The sequence below is a fragment of the Aeromonas sp. 130281 genome (assembly GCF_056642115.1).
Map to the genome: position 1 here is coordinate 287,938 of NZ_JBWVQS010000003.1, position 16,454 is coordinate 304,391.

Consider the following 16,454-nt stretch of genomic DNA (forward strand, 5'->3'; position numbering starts at 1 on the left):
TCGCCGTATTCTGGATGGATGGAGTCTGGTGTTGGGTCGTCGTGGATCGAAGGTGGCGCAGTCAGGGCTGCGCCGGATCCGGTGCGGCAAGGACGGGCTGATCCCTCATCTCGAGGGTGTGGCCCGCCTGGCGATAGTGCTTGTAGCGCTCGCGGGCTTGCTGCTTTTGCGTTTCGTCAGTGGGGACAAAATCTACCACTTGAGCGAAGTGTCCTGCAAACAAAGGTGTCTGCTCGGCCAGGTTGATGAGGCGGGCATAGCGCCGCTTCGGTGGCTGATGGCCTATCTCCACCGGGGCCTGGCCGCTCTCCCCCTGCAACTGGTGCGGCACGAAACGATCCGGCGGCAGTTGCCACAGCAGCTCGTCCAGGCGCAGGGCCTGGGCCTCGTCGTTGCAAAACAGATAGAGGTGGCCGGCACTCCAGCCATCGGCTGCCAGCTGGCAGGCGAGGCGCTCGACCGCAGACGCCTGAGCGTCGTCCGGCTCACTCATCAGGTAAAAGGTCACTTGGCTCATCAGGTTGGTCCCGTTTTGCTGTGACGGACAGCGATTGGCCGTCTGCGGGGCGCCGTGCCAGGCACGGTCTTCCCGGATTCTCTCAATGAAACAAGGAAGAGGCGAGCCTCTTCCTTGTGGTACCACTCCCCTGATGCGGGCATCCGAAGAGAGGGGTTACTCCTTGTCTTCGACGTCCGCCACGCCGGCTCGATTGAGCAGGAACTGGGTCAGCAGCGGCACCGGGCGACCGGTGGAGCCTTTGTCCTTGCCGCTCTTCCAGGCGGTCCCGGCGATATCCAGGTGGGCCCAGTTGTACTTCTTGGTGAAGCGCGACAGGAAGGCGGCGGCCGTGATGGTGCCGGCCGGACGACCGCCGATGTTGGCCATGTCCGCAAACGGGCTCTCCAGCTGCTCCTGATACTCGTCGAACAGGGGCAGACGCCAGGCGCGGTCACCGGCCTGCTCGGAGGCGTTGAGCAGCTCGTGGGCCAGGGGGTTGTGGTTCGCCAGCAGACCCGAGGTGTGGTGACCCAGGGCGATGATGCAGGCACCGGTCAGGGTCGCCACGTCGATCACGGTCTCGGGATCGTAGCGGTCCACATAGGTGAGGGCATCGCACAGCACCAGGCGACCTTCCGCATCGGTGTTGAGCACCTCGACGGTCTGGCCGGACATGGTGGTGAGGATGTCACCCGGGCGATAGGCGTTGCCACCGGGCATGTTCTCGCAGCCCGCCAGCACGCCGATGACGTTGATGGGCAGCTGCAACTGGGCCAGGGCATGCATGGTGCCGAGCACGGAGGCGGCGCCGCCCATGTCGTACTTCATCTCGTCCATGCCGTCCGCCGGCTTGATGGAGATGCCGCCGGAGTCGAAGGTCAGCCCCTTGCCCACCAGCACTATGGGCTTGGCGTCGGCGTTGCCCTTGTATTCGATGATGGCCATCATGGCTTCGTTCTCGGAGCCGCGGGCCACCGCCAGGTAGGAGTTCATGCCGAGCTCGGCCATCTCCTGCTCGCCGATCACCTTGGTGGTGATGTTGTCATAGGCATCCGCCAGACGGCGGGCCTGGGAGGCGAGGTAGGCCGGATTGCAGACGTTGGGCGGCATGTTCGCCACATCGCGGCAGATGCGCACCCCTTTGGCCACGGCCAGGCCGTGGGTGATGGCGCGCTCGCCTATGGTCAGTTCCCGACGGGTCGGCACGTTGAAGACCAGCTTGCGCAACGGGCGGCGCGGCTCGGCCTTGTTGGTCTTGAACTGATCGAAGCTGTAGAGGCCCGCCTTGGTGGTTTCCACCGCCTGGCGCACCTTCCAGTAGGTATCCCGGCCCTTGACGTGCAGCTCGGTCAGGAAGCAGACAGCCTCCATGGAGCCGGTCTCGTTCAGGGTGGTGATGGTCTTGTTGATGATCTGCTTGTACTGGCGTTCGTCGAGTTCCCGCTCCTTGCCGCAACCGACCAGCAGCACGCGCTCGCTGAGCACGCCCGGTACTTGATGCAGCAACAGCATCTGGCCTGGTTTGCCTTCCAGATCGCCGCGGCGCAGCAGCGAGCTGAGGTAGCCGTCGCTGATCTTGTCCAGCTGTTCGGCAACCGGAGAGAGGCGGCGAGGCTCAAATACGCCGACCACGACGCAGGCGCTGCGTTGCTTCTCAGGACTGCCACTCTTTACACTGAACTCCATGGAATCTCCTACATCCTAAAGACAAAAGGCACCATTTATTGAATAATGCGGTGCTTGTTGGGGTATCAGAGGCGGAGCGAACAGCCACAGGCTCCGCAGTTCAAACTGGTAAAAATCCAATATAGGGCCCTATTTTTCAGGCATTCGACTAAAAACACAAGTTTACTTGGGAATGACTGTGATCGTTTTCCGATATTTGTTCAGGGAGACCCTGAAAACCCAGCTGGCGGTGCTGTTCGTACTGCTGCTTATCTTCGTCAGCCAGCAATTTATCCAGATCATTGGCGACGCCGCCGATGGCGAGGTGCCGACGCGCCTGGTTTCCACCCTCTTGCTGCTCAACCTGCCGAATATGGCCCTGTTGATGCTGCCTATCAGTCTGTTTTTAGCCATTCTGTTTGCTCACGGTCGTTTGTATGCGGAAAGCGAGATGACGGTGATGCATGCGGTGGGCTTCAGCCACCGCTTCGTGATGGGCAGCGCCCTGCTGCTGGCCCTGCTGACGGCCGCCGTGGCGGCCTTCAACACCGGCTGGATAGCCCCCCAGGCCAAGGAGCGCGAGTACCAGGTGATCGACGAGTTCAAGGCCGATCCGGGTATCTCCTTCCTGCAGGCCGGTCGTTTCATGGAGCTCGACAAGGGGCGTCTGGTGGCCTACATCCAGGATCTGAATGACAAGGGCTCCGAGTTGCAGAAGATCTTCGTGCTGCAGCGGGCCGAAGGGGGCTCGCCCCCTTCCGTGGTGGTGGCCAACGAGGGGCAGGTGACGGCCGACAGCAACGGCCTGCAGTGGCTGACCCTGAAGGATGGCTCCCGTTACGAGGGCCAGTTCACCGGCAAGCAGTTCCAGGTCTCCGAGTTCAGCGAATACAGCCTGGTGATCCGTCAGCAGGAGATGGAGCGCTCCAACCGCAAGGCGGCGGCCAAGCCGACCCTGGAGCTGCTCGGTACCCAGGACAACCAGCTGATGGCCGAGTTGCAGTGGCGTCTGTCGCTGCCCCTCTCCATCCTGGTGCTCACCTTCCTGGTGGTGCCGCTGGCCCGGGTCAACCCGCGGCAGGGGCGTTACGCCAAGCTGCTGCCGGCCATACTGCTCTATCTCTCCTATTTCCTGCTGCTCAGCGCCGCCCGGTCTGCCATCGACAGCGGGCGTCTGCCCCACTGGCCCGGCATGTTCCTGGTGCCCCTGGTCTATCTGCTGCTGATCGGGCTGCCGCTCAACCTGCAGGGCACCAGCTGGTGGAACGGGGTCAAGAGTCACTTTGTCAAAGGCAAGTCAGCATGATGCTGCAACCTGGGAGTTTCTGCTGATGTTTGGCATTCTCGATAGACATGACAGTCGGGTCATTTTTGATGCCGATCTGGTGCACCGTATTGCAGGAGAAATCAGCATGAAGCTACAAGATAGGGGTCTCGGCTGATGTTTGGCATTCTCGATAGATATATCGGCCGGGTCATCTTCATGTCGATCCTGCTGTGCGAACTGACCCTGGTCGGGCTGGCGGCGCTCATCAAGTATGTGGAGCAGTTGAAAGCCGTGGGGGAGGGCAACTACGACATGCTCAATGCCCTCTACTTCGTGCTGCTCTCCATGCCCAAGGAGGCGGTGCTCTTCTTCCCGCTGGCGGCCTTGCTGGGTGGCCTCATCGGTCTCGGCCAGCTGGCCACCAGCTCGGAGCTGGTGGTAATGCAGGCTGCGGGCCGCTCCAAGATCAGCATCGTCATGGCGGCGCTCAAGACGGCTATCCCCCTGATGCTGCTGGTCGGTCTGATGGGCGAGTACGTAGCCCCGGCCGCCAAGCGGATGGCGGATGACATCAAGGCGGGCGCCATGTCGGAAGGGCGACTCACCGTCTCGGCCTACGGTGTCTGGGCGCGAGATGGCAACAACTTCGTCAACATCAACGGGGTGCGCAACGACGGCGCCCTGACCGGCATCACCCTGTATCGTTTCACCCCGTCCCGCAACCTGATCGACGTGGTCCAGGCGCAGGAGGGGGTGTTCGAGCAGCATCACTGGCTGCTCAAGCAGGTGCACATCACCCGTTTCGACGATCCCAAGCAGATCTTGGACGAGAAACATGCCGAGATGGCGTGGCAGTCCGAGCTGACCCCCAAGCAGCTGGGGGTGGTGAGCATAGATCCCGAGAACCTGCCCATCTCGGGACTGCGGGACTACATCGGCTATCTGGATGCCAACAAGCAGGATGCCGGGCGCTACAAGCTGGAGATGTGGCGCAAGCTGCTGTCGCCGCTCTCTGTGGTGGCCATGATCTTGCTCGCCTCCTCCTTCATCTTCGGCCCGCTGCGCTCGGTGAGCATGGGGGCCCGGATGCTGATGGGGATCATGACCGGCTTCGCGGTCTATGTGAGCGATAGGGTGTTTGGCCCGGTCAGCCTGGTGTATGCGGTGCCGCCCATTCTGGCAGCCGTTGCGCCCAGCCTGCTGTTCGGCGGCATCTCCTTCTATATCCTGAGCCGCAAGCAGTAGCGAGATAAGGAGATGTGCTGCGGTGCCAACTCCATGCTGGCAGCCGTTGCCCCCAGCCTGTTGTTTGGCGGTATCCCCTTCTATATCCTGAGCCGCAAGCAGTAGCGGGATAAAGAGATGTGCTGCGGTGCCAACGCCATGCTGGCAGCCGTTGCGCCCAGCCTGCTGTTTGGCGGCATCTCCTTCTATATCCTGAGCCGCAAGCAGTGATGCTGTGGTGTGAGACGACAAGAAACAAGAAGGGCACCCAGTGGGTGCCCTTCTTGTTTCTCATCTCGTACTCACCAGGTCACTTGTTCAGCTGCTCCAGGTTCTCCTGCTTGCTCAGCACCACCACTTCACACTCGGCCCAGATGTCCTGGAAGGCGCGGGGCCGTGCGCGATTGAACACGCACATCAGGTTGCCGAGGCCGAAGGCCGAGGTCGCGAGCCGGATCAGGGCCTGGGTGATGCGAATGTTGCTGCCGTCCAGATTCTGGATGCGCAGACGCCAGGCGCGCATGCCTATGGTCTGGCCGGCACGGGTCCAGAACCAGGTGTAGAAGCCGCAGATCACCAGGGCGAGCCAGGCGCTGTAGAGAGGGCTGGTCAGCAGCCAGGCCGCATCCTTGCCCTCGGGGACTGTCGCCATCCCGGTGGCCAGCAGCAGTTGCGCCACTCCCATGCCGATGAAACCGGCGATGATCAGCAAGGCGATGACCACCAGGTAGTCATAGAGCAGGGCACCCAGGCGCCGCAGCAGGCCGGCCGAAGGGTGCTGGTGCAGGGGGGGAGGCTGGAGAGAGGAGGGGGTCTTGCGCTTGGCCATGATGATTATTCCATTAATATGATGCGGGCATTCTATGTAACTGGCCGAACATCGGCAAGGCGTTGAATAATTGAGCAAACGACGGCCGCACAAGAAAAACACCTTGCATGCCAAAACGCCATTCGTATAATCCCTCGCAGTTGCCCGGGTGGCGAAATCGGTAGACGCAGCGGATTCAAAATCCGCCGTTGCAAGACGTGTCGGTTCGAGTCCGACCCCGGGCACCATTCAGATTCCATGACAAAAGGCCATCCTCGCGGATGGCCTTTTGTTTTTCCGGGTGGTCGGGATACTTGTCCCCTCAGACCCTCAGACCCTCAGACCCTCAGACCCTCAGACCCTCAGACCCTCAGACCCTCGGATCCTCAGTCGATATTCTGCGCGATGCGCCACAGCACGCCGGAGGGGTCGTACAGACAGAACTCCTTCATGTGCCAGGGCTGGGTGACGATCTCGGTCACCTTGACGCCGTAGCGGCTGGCGACCTGGCTCGCCTCCACCTGGGCCCGCCAGGCGCTTACGTCCTCCACCAGGATGTGCATCATGAAGTGCTCGGCCAGCGCCTCGTGGTAATGGTCCTGCAGCAGGAAGCTCGCCTCCCCGAAATGGAAGTAGGCCACCCCATCGCCGTCGGAGGCCAGGGTGAACCCGAGATCCTGATAGAACTGCCTGGAGAGGCTGAAGTCGCGGGCAGGCACGAATGCCTTGATTTCGGTCACGGTGAGATTGGGCATGGGTTCCTCGCTCGGGTGACAGGGCAAACCTGGTTGCGCCAGTATGGCCCGAAAGATCGGGGGCAGGCCAGATCCGGCGCTGCATCCCCCCTCTGTGATCCCCTCCTTCCCCTCGGATGGGGCTCTCCCCCGCTGTCATCATTTGATTATTTAATGCAAACGCATCTTTCATTTGTTCAATAAATGACCTTGAGGGCAAAACGGGCCCCGTTGTCCCGGGATCCTCCCGGTTTGGGCGCCCAGTTGCCATCTTGGTGCAGTTGCCCGGCGCTGCACAGCCGAAGTGCGCCTCCCTTACTGATAGTGGGCAGGATGCGCCAATATGGTGCATCAAATGGCACAACCAAAGTCAACCAGTTGAAAGTAAAGGATTATATTTCTTGGCCTGCTTTATGCTTTAGATAACCCAGGTCGCCATGAAGAGCCCGCCGCGTCATGCCCGAGGGGGTGGGCAAGCTGGATGTGACGATGCGTGCAAGTGGCCAAGTTTGACATTCATATCAGGAAATGGACCCGGCCGGGTGCCGGGACGACAAGGAGAGGGCTGTATGTTCAAGAGACTCGTAATGACTGGCCTGCTGGCGCTGAGCGCCACCATGGCCGCCCCAGGTTGGGCCGAAGAGGTGGCCGCGCAGGCCGAGGTGGTGCAGGCTGCCGCAACCGTGACCATCAACAAGGGGGACAACACCTGGCTGATGCTGGCGTCTGCCCTGGTGATCCTGATGTCCATCCCGGGGCTGGCCCTGTTCTACGGTGGCCTGGTGCGCGCCAAGAACATGCTGAGCGTGCTGATGCAGGTGTTCACCCTGTTCTGCCTGATCACCGTGCTCTGGGTCATCTACGGCTATTCGCTGACCTTCACCGAGGGCGGGGCCTTCTACGGTTCCTTCGACAAGTTGCTGCTGGTCGGGGTGACGCCTGAGTCGATCGCCGCCACCTTCAGCAAGGGGGTGGGGATCAGCGAGTTCATCTATGTGGTGTTCCAGGGGGCCTTTGCCGCCATCACCTGCGGGCTCATCGTCGGTGCCTTCGCCGAGCGGATGAAGTTCTCTGCCGTGCTGCTGTTCGCCGTGATCTGGTTCACCTTCGCCTACATTCCGATGGCGCACATGGTGTGGTATTGGGCCGGTCCGGATGCCTACACGGATGCCGCCGCCGCCGAGGCTGCCGGTGCCACCGCAGGCTATCTGTTCCAGCACGGCGCCCTCGATTTCGCCGGCGGCACTGTGGTGCACATCAACGCGGCGGTCGCCGGTCTGGTCGGTGCCTTCATGGTGGGCAAGCGGGTTGGCTACGGTCGTGATCCCATGGCCCCTCACAGCCTGACCATGACCATGATAGGGGCCGCCCTGCTCTGGTTCGGCTGGTTCGGCTTCAACGCCGGCTCCGCGCTGGAAGCCAACGGCACGGCCGCCCTGGCCTTCGTCAACACCTGGCTGGCGCCGGCGGGTGCGGCGCTCTCCTGGACCTTGGCCGAATGGGTGATGAAGGGTCGTCCCTCCCTGCTGGGCGCCGTGTCCGGTGCCGTGGCGGGCCTGGTGGCCATCACTCCTGCCGCCGGTTTCGTCGGTGTCGGTGGTGCCCTCATCATAGGTCTGCTGAGCGGTGTGGCCGGTCTGTGGGGGGTGCATGGTCTCAAGCGCCTGCTGGGGGCCGATGACAGCCTAGATGTGTTCGGCCTGCACGGGGTGTGCGGTATCCTGGGGGCCGTGCTGACCGGGGTGTTCGCCAGCCCGGATCTGGGTGGCACCGGGGTGTGGGACTATGTGACCAACCAGGTGGCCGAGGGCTACTCCATCCTGACCCAGGTGAAGATCCAGGTCATAGGTGTGCTGGTGACGGTGGCATGGACTGCCCTGGTCTCCGCCGTGGCCTACAAGCTGGTGGATCTGCTGATTGGCCTGCGGGTCAAGGAAGATGCCGAGCGCGAAGGGCTGGATGTCACCAGCCATGGGGAGAAAGCCTACAGCCTGTGATCCCCTCAGGCGCCCGTTGACCACCTGCCGCCGGCCTTGTCCGGCGGTTTTTTTATGGCGCCCCATGAGGCGCCCCCCATCCAGCGCTCCCTGATCCAGCCTGCCGTTATTTCCTTCCAGGGATGTTTTATGCCTGCAATTTGGCCGGATCTCCGCTAAACTCTGCCACCCTTTATTTGGGGTAGCCGGGTCAGCCCTGCTTCCACCCTTTCTTCTATGCCTTCGGAGCCGCTCATGCCGTTAGTGGGACACCAACATCAGATCGATATTCAGGAACTGACCGACAAGGGGGATGGCAAGGGTCGCCTGTTCGATCGCCCCCTGTTTGTCGAGGGTCTGCTGCCCGGTGAGCAGGCGCTGGTCGAGTTGACCGAGGTCAAGCCGAACTACCTGCACGGCAAGCTGGTCGAGCTGACCCAGCCGTCCGCCGACAGGGTTGCCGATTTCTGCCCCAACACCGAGTGCGGCGGCTGCCAGGTGCGCCCGCTGGCCTATCCGGCCCAGCTCAAGCTGAAACAATCCCTGGTGCAGAGCGCGCTGGAGCAGGTCGGGCTGGGTGAGACCCAGGTCAACCCCATCCTCGGCATGGACAGCCCCTTCGCCTACCGCAACAAGGCGCAGTACGCCGTGCGTGGCAGCGAGGCCGGCGCCGAGATCGGCTTCTATCGCAAGCACTCCCACGATCTCATCACCGCCGACGACTGCGCGGTGCAGGACTCCCTGCACGTGGAGCTCAATGCCCGGGTGCGCGGCTGGATGCGCGAGCACGACATCGCCGCCTATGACGAGGTGGCTCACACCGGCTGCGTACGCAACCTGATGACCCGCAAGGGCTTCAAGAGCGGCGAGCTGATGGTGGTGCTGGTGACCCTGGGTGAGACGCTGCCCTTCGAGGCCGAACTGCTGGCGGCCCTGAGGGATCTGCCCATCACTACCCTGGTGCAGAACATCAATGACGAGCGCACCAACCGCATCCTGGGAACGAGCAACCGCGTGCTGCTGGGGGAAGGGGTGATCCGCGACAAGATCCACGAGCTCGCGTTCGAGATCTCGCCCCTCTCCTTCTTCCAGAACAACCCGAGCCAGACCGATGTGCTCTACTCCAAGGCGCTGGAATACAGCGAGCTGACCGGCAACGAGACGGTGTTCGACATCTATTGCGGCATCGGCACCATCTCCCTGTTCTTGGCTGGCAAGGCCGCCAAGGTGGTGGGCATAGAGTCGGTGGAGAGCGCCATCAGCGACGCCCGCCGCAACGCCGCCCTGAACGGCATAGAGCACACCGAATTCCACGTGGGCAAGGCCGAGCAGCTGATGCCCGAGCTGCACGCCCAGGGCGTGACCGCCGATGTGGTGGTGATGGATCCGCCCCGCAAGGGTTGTGACAAGGCGGTGCTGCAGACCCTGGTCGCCATGGCGCCGCGCCGTCTGGTCTATGTCTCCTGCAACCCCCAGACCCTGGCCCGGGATCTCGCCTGGCTGGTCAAGCAGGGCTTCGTGCTGGACGAGGTGCAGCCGGTGGACATGTTCCCGCACTCCATGCACGTGGAAGCGGTCGCCCGTCTAAGCCTGCCGGCGCAAGGCTGAGCGGGCTGCCCGCCAAGGAATCAATGGCATTAGCCAGATGGCCCTGATAAAAACGACTCCAAATGGAGTCGTTTTTTTATGGCCGTAGACCGGCATGACAACCAGGCAGGGAGAGCGGGGTGATGATTCGTTTGGCGGACGTGGAGGATGCGGCGGCGCTGGATCACTTCTTTGGGCAGCTGGATCGGGAGACCCGCTTCATGCTTTATGAGGCGGGGGAGCGCCCCTCAAATATCGAGGGGCAGCGCCAGCGGCTCGAGGCCATGGCAGCGGTCCCCAATCAGGCCATGTGGCTGCTGGTGCTGGCCGAAGAGGTGCAGGGGTTTGCCGTGCTCATCGGTGGCGGCCTGGCGCGCAATCGCCACTGCGCCCTGGTGGTGATGGGATTGCGGTCGAGTGCGCGCGGCCAGGGCTGGGGCGAGCGGCTGCTGCGTACCCTGATCTCGAGTGCACCCGAGTGCGGCATCAGCAGACTGGAGCTGGGGGTGATGGCCCATAACGAGGTGGCTCATTCACTTTATCGCAAGTGCGGTTTTCTGGATGAGGGGCTGCGGCGGCAGGCGTATCGGCTGGACGAGGGCTATGTCGACGAGATCAGCATGGGGCTGCTGTTGCCGTTCACGGCCCCATGACGCCGCTGGGCCCGTGAGGCTGGTTCGGCGCGCACGATTGGGGCAGGCTGTAGCGGGAGAATAATAGAGACGAGGAGGGCCCATGAAGGGGATATTGCTGCGTTGGCTGGCTCGCTACGATGCCTGGTGCCAGGAGTGGGGACTCACCCCGGAGAACCGGCGCTGTTGCGCGCCGGTGCGTCATGATGAGGACGAGAAAGCCTCAGGCAAGGGCGAGGACGGCCTCACTGAAAATTGCGCGTCACGGCGCCGTTGACACTGTTGTAGTCGAAAGAGAGCCCTTCAGGGTAGGCCGGGAAGCGGCCAACGGAGTCGCGCAGGGTATAGCGGCAGTTGCTGTGTTCTAGGCCTCCTGCCTCTGTTTGATCGTATGCAGGGATGAGTTGCGAAATATAATCTGGTTCGGCACCTGTTTTATCTTCATCCGCCACTGTTTGTTCTGTATCGAGTAGTCCGGTGAAGAGAAGCTCGCAGTCTGCTCTGCTGTTGACAGATATTTCATTGCTTTTTCCGCCAGGGAAAATGGTGTCAATCCCCATACCAGGTCGATTTTCATCGGTCCCTACTGGCCAGCCATAGTGGTTGATGTCGAGATCCTGCTTGCCCATGCCGCTAAAGTTATAGAGTGCCAGCGGCTCCCCCTTCACCTTGACCGCCCAGCCCGCATGGGCGAGCTGCACGGCGCTGGCAAAGCTGCCCGCGGTCGCCGAGACGCTGCTCTTGAGGGCATCGTCCTGGATGTTGATGAAGCGGGGCAGGGCGGTGACGGCGAGTATGGCCAGCACGACGATGACCAGCACCAGTTCTAGCAGGGTAAAGCCGTGGGAAAGGTGTTTTGGCATGGAATCAACCCATTGAGTACGACAAACAGGTAAGCGCGACATGGAACTGATAGACACCCACTGCCACCTGGATTTTCCGGTGTTCGATGACGATCGGGAGGCATTGCTGGCCCAGTGGCGCCAGCTGGGGGTGGGGGAGTATATCATCCCCGCCGTGGGAGAGGAAAACTGGGGGCGGGTGATGGCGCTGGCCGAGCGCCATCACGGCATTCGCTATGGTCTGGGGGTGCATCCCTGGTATGTGGGGGCCCAGACGGAGGGGGCGCTGGCAAGGCTGGAGGCCCTGCTGGCGGGCAAACCCCGGGGGCTGGTGGCCATCGGCGAATGCGGGCTGGACTTGCGCACCCAGGTGCCCCAGGAGGGGCAGCTTGAACTGTTCGAGGCGCAGGTGAGGCTGGCCATGGCCCATGATCTGCCTCTCATCGTCCACTCGGTGCGGGCCAACGACACTGTCGCCAAGATCCTGCGGCGCTTCAAACCGGCGAGGGGGGGAGTCATCCACGCCTTCAGCGGCTCCCTGCATCAGGCCGAGGCATTCTGGCAACTGGGTTTCAGGCTGGGGATCGGGGGGGTCATCAGCTATGAGCGGGCCAACAAGACCCGGGAGGCGATCCGCGCCATGCCGCTGGAGGCCTTGTTGCTGGAAACCGACGCCCCGGACATGCCGCTTCAGGGCCAGCAGGGGGAGATCAACACCCCGGCCAGCCTGCCGACAATAGCCCGGTTGCTGGCGCAATTACGGCAGCAACCGCTGGGGGATGTTATTTCGGTGTTACATGAATCCACTCTGCGGCTTTTCCCGCGGGCGACCATGGATTTAACAGCCAATTAACGACCGATGCCGGTGTGATAAAAAACAGGACCCATAAAAATCGTTTGCGGTCTAATTAAACGACGTTCAGCCCATTTCAGGCTTATAAAATGTGACCAGTATTCTATTTTGTCGCACCGTAATTAGTATAATGCGCACCCTTGATTAGCGGCTTTCATACACAAAACGTTAACAAGCTGGCAGGTGCTACTAAAGAGGAAGTGTTAATAATGAATCTGATAATGGGTCTGGTGGGGATGGCGACGCTCATCCTTATCGCTGTGCTGTTCTCCAGCAATCGCAAGGCAATCAAAATTCGTACCGTGGGCGGTGCCTTTGCCATTCAGGCAGGCCTGGGTGCCTTCGTGCTGTATGTCCCGGTTGGTCGGGATATTCTGGTGAGCGTGTCCGACGCCGTCTCCAGCGTCATCGGTTATGGTCAGAACGGCATCGAATTCCTGTTCGGTGGTCTGGTCAGCAACAAGATGTTCGAAGTGTTCGGTGGCGGTGGTTTCATCTTCGCCTTCCGCGTCCTGCCCGTCATCATCTTCTTCTCTTCCCTGATCGCGGTTCTTTATTACCTCGGCATCATGCAGTGGGTGATCAAGCTGCTGGGTGGTGGTCTGCAGAAGGTGCTGGGTACCTCCCGTACCGAATCCCTGTCTGCCACTGCCAACATCTTCGTCGGCCAGACTGAAGCCCCGCTGGTGGTGCGTCCCTTCATCTCCAAGATGACCGACTCCGAGCTGTTCGCCGTCATGTGTGGTGGCCTGGCCTCCGTTGCCGGCTCCGTGCTGGCCGGTTACGCCTCCATGGGCGTCAAGATGGAATACCTGATCGCCGCCTCCTTCATGGCTGCCCCGGGTGGTCTGCTGTTCGCCAAGCTGCTGGTACCGGAAACCGAGACCCCGAGCTACGACGAGAACTCCGCCGATGGCGATCTGGACGACAAGCCTGCCAACGTGATCGACGCCGCCGCTGCCGGTGCCTCCGCCGGTCTGCAACTGGCCCTGAACGTGGGTGCCATGCTGCTGGCCTTCATCGGCCTCATCGCCATGATCAACGGCATCTTCTCCGGCGTGGGTGGCTGGTTCGGCATGCCTGAGCTCTCCTTGGAGCTGCTGCTGGGCTGGCTGTTCTCCCCGCTGGCCTTCCTGATCGGTGTGCCCTGGAGCGAAGCGGTCGTGGCCGGTTCCTTCATCGGTCAGAAGCTGGTGGTGAACGAGTTCGTGGCTTACCTGAACTTCGCCCCCTACCTGAAGGATGAAGTGCTGATCAACGGCGTGGCCATGTCCGACCACACCAAGGCCATCATCTCCTTCGCCCTGTGCGGCTTCGCCAACCTGTCCTCCGTTGCCATCCTGCTGGGTGGTCTGGGCTCCATGGCACCGAACCGTCGCGGCACCATCGCCAAGTTCGGCCTGAAGGCCGTGCTGGCCGGCTCTCTGTCCAACCTGATGTCTGCCACCATCGCAGGCTTCTTCCTGGCACTGACAGCCATGTAATGCTTGTCTGACAGACAAGTTGAAACGAGCGCCACAGCGAAAAGCTGTGGCGTTCTCGTTTGGGGCGGTGACAACCGTTTTCCTTTCTAGACTAATAATAAAATGAGTCAAATCGGAGGTTTTATGAATGAAGTGCTACTGGCGATTGCTGCCGGCTTTATCGTTGGCGTGTTGTTTTCTTTCCTCAAGTTGCCGATCCCGGCACCTCCCGTACTGTCCGGGGTAATGGGGATTGTGGGGGTCTATCTGGGGGGGATTGCCTACTCCTGGATCCTGACCCGCTTCTTCTCTTAAGCACCTTCCAGTGCTGGATTTGCCGGGTGTGAGGTACCTCTGAAATTGGCAAATCCGGCTTGCAAACACGGGGTATCTCGGCTGAAATAGGCGATGCCAGCAGGGTGCTGGCATTGACTAATGCCCACATGAGGTGGGTGTTGGCGGTCAAATGGAATTGATTGGGAAGTCGGGTCTGCGGTTGTCGGCCTTTCTCAAGTCTTCATGGAACCAAGTCCGCACTTTTGTAAGAAAGTGACAGGGCTCTTGCCTTATTTGCAGCCGTATTGCCTGTGCATTTGCGCTGTAATTCCATATCCCGTTCGTCCGGGATCTCTCCTCGCCGATCCTGCGTGTTCGGTGGTGGCGGATCGTGGGTGGGGGGACTTATCAAGACTTTGGAGACATAGCATGACTGATCTGAAACTGGCCGCCCAACGCGCCCTGAACCTGATGGACCTGACCACCCTGAACGATGACGACACCGATCAGAAGGTCATCGACCTGTGCCGCAAGGCCAAGTCCCCGGCCGGCCTCACCGCCGCCGTCTGCATCTATCCCCGTTTCATCCCCATCGCTCGCAAGACCCTGCGCGAGATCGGCGCCGCCGACGTGCGCATCGCCACCGTGACCAACTTCCCTCACGGCAACGACGACATCGAGATCGCCGTGGCCGAGACCCGCGCCGCGGTCGCCTACGGTGCCGATGAAGTGGACGTGGTGTTCCCGTACCGCGCCTTCATGGCAGGCAATGAACAGGTCGGCTTCGATCTGGTCAAAGCTTGTAAGGAAGCCTGTGGCGACAAGGCGCTGCTGAAAGTGATCATCGAAACCGGCGAGTTGAAGGAAGAGGCGCTGATCCGTCGCGCCTCCGAGATCTCCATCGACGCCGGTGCCGACTTCATCAAGACCTCCACCGGCAAGGTGCCGGTCAATGCGACCCCGGAAGCGGCCCGCATCATGATGGAAGTGATCAAGGCCAAGAACCCGAAAGTCGGCTTCAAGCCTGCTGGTGGCGTGAAAGACGCAGCCGTTGCCGGCCAGTACCTGGCCATGGCCGAAGAGATCCTGGGCAAGGAGTGGGTCTCCCCGCGCACCTTCCGCTTCGGTGCCTCCAGCCTGCTGGCCAGCCTGCTGGCGACCCTGGGCCACGGCGACAAGCCCGCCAATACCAGCGGTTACTAAGCGGTGACAGGGGGCGGTGCGCCGCCCCCTCTTCGGATCCTGTTCGGTCTGTGTTCGTGCAAGGCGCACGGAGGGAATGAAAGATGTTTTTGCCTCAAGAAATTATTCGCAAGAAGCGCAACGGTGAAGCGCTCAGTACCCAAGAGATTCAATTCTTCGTCCAGGGCATTACCAACAACACCATAGGCGAAGGGCAGATAGCGGCGCTGGCCATGGCGGTCTACTTCAAGGACATGACCATGGATGAGCGGGTCGCCCTGACCTGCGCCATGCGCGACTCCGGCATGGTGCTGACCTGGGACCACCTCAATCTGGGTGGCCCCATCGTCGACAAGCACTCCACCGGCGGTGTGGGTGACGTGGTCTCCCTGATGCTGGGCCCCATGGTCGCCGCCTGCGGCGGCTTCGTGCCCATGATCTCCGGCCGTGGCCTGGGCCATACCGGCGGTACCCTGGACAAGCTGGATGCCATTCCCGGCTACCAGACCTCGGTCGACAACGATCGCTTCCTGAAAGTGGTGAAAGAGGCGGGTGTCGCCATCATAGGCCAGACCGGCGATCTCGCTCCGGCCGACAAGCGTATCTATGCGGTACGTGACATCACCGCCACCGTCGAATCCATCGCCATGATCACCGGCTCCATCCTCTCCAAGAAGCTCGCCTCCGGGCTCGAAGCCCTGGTGATGGATGTGAAAGTGGGCTCAGGCGCCTTCATGCCGACGTTTGAAGCCTCCGAGGAGCTGGCCAGGAGCATAGTGGCCGTGGCCAACGGTGCCGGCTGCCGCACCTCGGCGCTCTTGACCGACATGAACCAGGTGCTGGCCTCCAGTGCCGGCAACGGGGTCGAAGTGCGCGAGGCGGTACGCTACCTGACCGGTGAGTATCGCAACCCGCGCATCCACGAAGTGACCCTGGCCCTGTGTGCCGAGATGCTGATCTCCGCGGGCCTCGCCAGCAACGAGCAGGACGCCCGTGCCAAGCTGCAGGCGGTGCTGGACAACGGCAAGGCCGCCGAGATCTTCGGTCGCATGGTGACCGGCCTCGGTGGTCCGAGCGACTTCATGGAGCGTTACGATGCTTACCTGCCCAAGGCCGCCATAGTGCGCCCCGTGTATGCGGCGCAGAGCGGTTTCGTGACCGCCATGGATACCCGCGAACTGGGCCTGGCCGTGGTCGCCATGGGCGGTGGTCGCCGCGCCGCCGGGGACAAACTCGATTATGCGGTCGGTCTGACCGACTTTATCCGCCTGGGGCAGAGCGTCGAGGCTGACAAGCCGCTCGCGCTGATCCACGCTCAGACAGAAGCTCAATTTGCCGAGGCCGCCCGCATGGTGCAGGCAGCCGTCAAGATCGGTGACACTCAACCCCAGGCACTGCCCGAGGTTTACCGTCGCATCGGTCTGGCCGATTTGTAACAAGGGGAAG

16 protein-coding genes and 1 tRNA gene are annotated in these 16,454 nt (G+C 61.6%); 12 read left to right on the forward strand and 5 right to left on the reverse strand.

What is annotated here, in order from left to right; translation table 11 throughout:
* Positions 1 to 61 precede the first annotated feature (61 nt).
* Positions 62 to 517 carry a DNA polymerase III subunit chi gene (locus AC1IN8_RS11180; RefSeq protein ID WP_025325629.1) on the reverse strand — a complete coding sequence of 152 codons (456 nt, stop codon included), beginning with the start codon at positions 515 to 517 and terminating at the stop codon, positions 62 to 64.
* A 156-nt stretch (positions 518 to 673) separates the two neighbouring features.
* The gene (gene pepA / locus AC1IN8_RS11185; protein ID WP_041206455.1) at positions 674 to 2,185 is read right to left on the reverse strand and encodes a leucyl aminopeptidase; all 1,512 of its coding nucleotides are present in this window, start codon (positions 2,183 to 2,185) and stop codon (positions 674 to 676) included.
* Positions 2,186 to 2,357: 172 nt separating this feature from the next.
* Here pepA and lptF point away from each other — a divergent pair, with 172 nt between their 5' ends.
* Entirely contained in the window at positions 2,358 to 3,470 is a 1,113-nt protein-coding gene (gene lptF, locus AC1IN8_RS11190; RefSeq protein ID WP_479758880.1) for an LPS export ABC transporter permease LptF, read from the forward strand.
* Positions 3,471 to 3,605: 135 nt separating this feature from the next.
* Positions 3,606 to 4,676 carry an LPS export ABC transporter permease LptG gene (gene lptG / locus AC1IN8_RS11195; protein ID WP_202047455.1) on the forward strand — a complete coding sequence of 357 codons (1,071 nt, stop codon included), beginning with the start codon at positions 3,606 to 3,608 and terminating at the stop codon, positions 4,674 to 4,676.
* 289 nt (positions 4,677 to 4,965) lie between these two features.
* Here lptG and AC1IN8_RS11200 read toward each other — a convergent pair whose 3' ends face one another.
* Entirely contained in the window at positions 4,966 to 5,484 is a 519-nt protein-coding gene (locus AC1IN8_RS11200; RefSeq protein ID WP_265435349.1) for an RDD family protein, read from the reverse strand.
* Positions 5,485 to 5,626: 142 nt separating this feature from the next.
* On the opposite strand from AC1IN8_RS11200, the gene AC1IN8_RS11205 reads away from it, so the two are divergent.
* Positions 5,627 to 5,711 (forward strand) — tRNA-Leu (locus tag AC1IN8_RS11205).
* A 138-nt stretch (positions 5,712 to 5,849) separates the two neighbouring features.
* Here AC1IN8_RS11205 and AC1IN8_RS11210 read toward each other — a convergent pair.
* On the reverse strand, positions 5,850 to 6,218 hold the full coding sequence (locus AC1IN8_RS11210; RefSeq protein WP_479758881.1) for a VOC family protein: 369 nt from the start codon (positions 6,216 to 6,218) through the stop codon (positions 5,850 to 5,852).
* 548 nt (positions 6,219 to 6,766) lie between these two features.
* On the opposite strand from AC1IN8_RS11210, the gene amt reads away from it, so the two are divergent.
* The 4 genes from amt (at position 6,767) to AC1IN8_RS11230 (ending at position 10,669) form a co-directional block, all read left to right on the forward strand.
* Entirely contained in the window at positions 6,767 to 8,194 is a 1,428-nt protein-coding gene (gene amt / locus AC1IN8_RS11215; protein ID WP_139436913.1) for an ammonium transporter, read from the forward strand.
* A gap of 234 nt (positions 8,195 to 8,428) precedes the next feature.
* Entirely contained in the window at positions 8,429 to 9,781 is a 1,353-nt protein-coding gene (rlmD, locus tag AC1IN8_RS11220; protein ID WP_479758882.1) for a 23S rRNA (uracil(1939)-C(5))-methyltransferase RlmD, read from the forward strand.
* Positions 9,782 to 9,903: 122 nt separating this feature from the next.
* Positions 9,904 to 10,413 (forward strand): N-acetyltransferase family protein, encoded by a 510-nt coding sequence (locus AC1IN8_RS11225; RefSeq protein WP_479758931.1) that lies wholly within the window; start codon positions 9,904 to 9,906, stop codon positions 10,411 to 10,413.
* Between the two features lie 82 nt (positions 10,414 to 10,495).
* A complete protein-coding gene (locus tag AC1IN8_RS11230; protein WP_479758883.1) occupies positions 10,496 to 10,669 on the forward strand; it encodes a hypothetical protein in 174 nt (57 codons plus the stop codon).
* Here AC1IN8_RS11230 and tppF read toward each other — a convergent pair.
* Positions 10,638 to 11,255, reverse strand: a complete 618-nt coding sequence (gene tppF, locus AC1IN8_RS11235; protein ID WP_479758884.1) for a type IVa pilus pseudopilin TppF — start codon at positions 11,253 to 11,255, stop codon at positions 10,638 to 10,640. The two genes, AC1IN8_RS11230 and tppF, sit on opposite strands and share 32 nt — an antisense overlap.
* 40 nt (positions 11,256 to 11,295) lie before the next feature.
* On the opposite strand from tppF, the gene AC1IN8_RS11240 reads away from it, so the two are divergent.
* From AC1IN8_RS11240 to deoA, 5 genes are all read left to right on the forward strand, one after another.
* Positions 11,296 to 12,087 (forward strand): TatD family hydrolase, encoded by a 792-nt coding sequence (locus tag AC1IN8_RS11240; RefSeq protein ID WP_479758885.1) that lies wholly within the window; start codon positions 11,296 to 11,298, stop codon positions 12,085 to 12,087.
* 209 nt (positions 12,088 to 12,296) lie between these two features.
* Positions 12,297 to 13,571 carry a NupC/NupG family nucleoside CNT transporter gene (locus AC1IN8_RS11245; RefSeq protein WP_139436905.1) on the forward strand — a complete coding sequence of 425 codons (1,275 nt, stop codon included), beginning with the start codon at positions 12,297 to 12,299 and terminating at the stop codon, positions 13,569 to 13,571.
* Between the two features lie 123 nt (positions 13,572 to 13,694).
* Positions 13,695 to 13,865: a XapX domain-containing protein gene (locus AC1IN8_RS11250; protein WP_005332215.1), complete on the forward strand. Its 171-nt coding sequence runs from the start codon at positions 13,695 to 13,697 to the stop codon at positions 13,863 to 13,865.
* Between the two features lie 390 nt (positions 13,866 to 14,255).
* Positions 14,256 to 15,029: a deoxyribose-phosphate aldolase gene (gene deoC, locus AC1IN8_RS11255; protein ID WP_043128921.1), complete on the forward strand. Its 774-nt coding sequence runs from the start codon at positions 14,256 to 14,258 to the stop codon at positions 15,027 to 15,029.
* 83 nt (positions 15,030 to 15,112) lie between these two features.
* Positions 15,113 to 16,444: a thymidine phosphorylase gene (deoA, locus tag AC1IN8_RS11260; protein ID WP_479758886.1), complete on the forward strand. Its 1,332-nt coding sequence runs from the start codon at positions 15,113 to 15,115 to the stop codon at positions 16,442 to 16,444.
* The last annotated feature ends 10 nt before the right edge of the window (positions 16,445 to 16,454 follow it).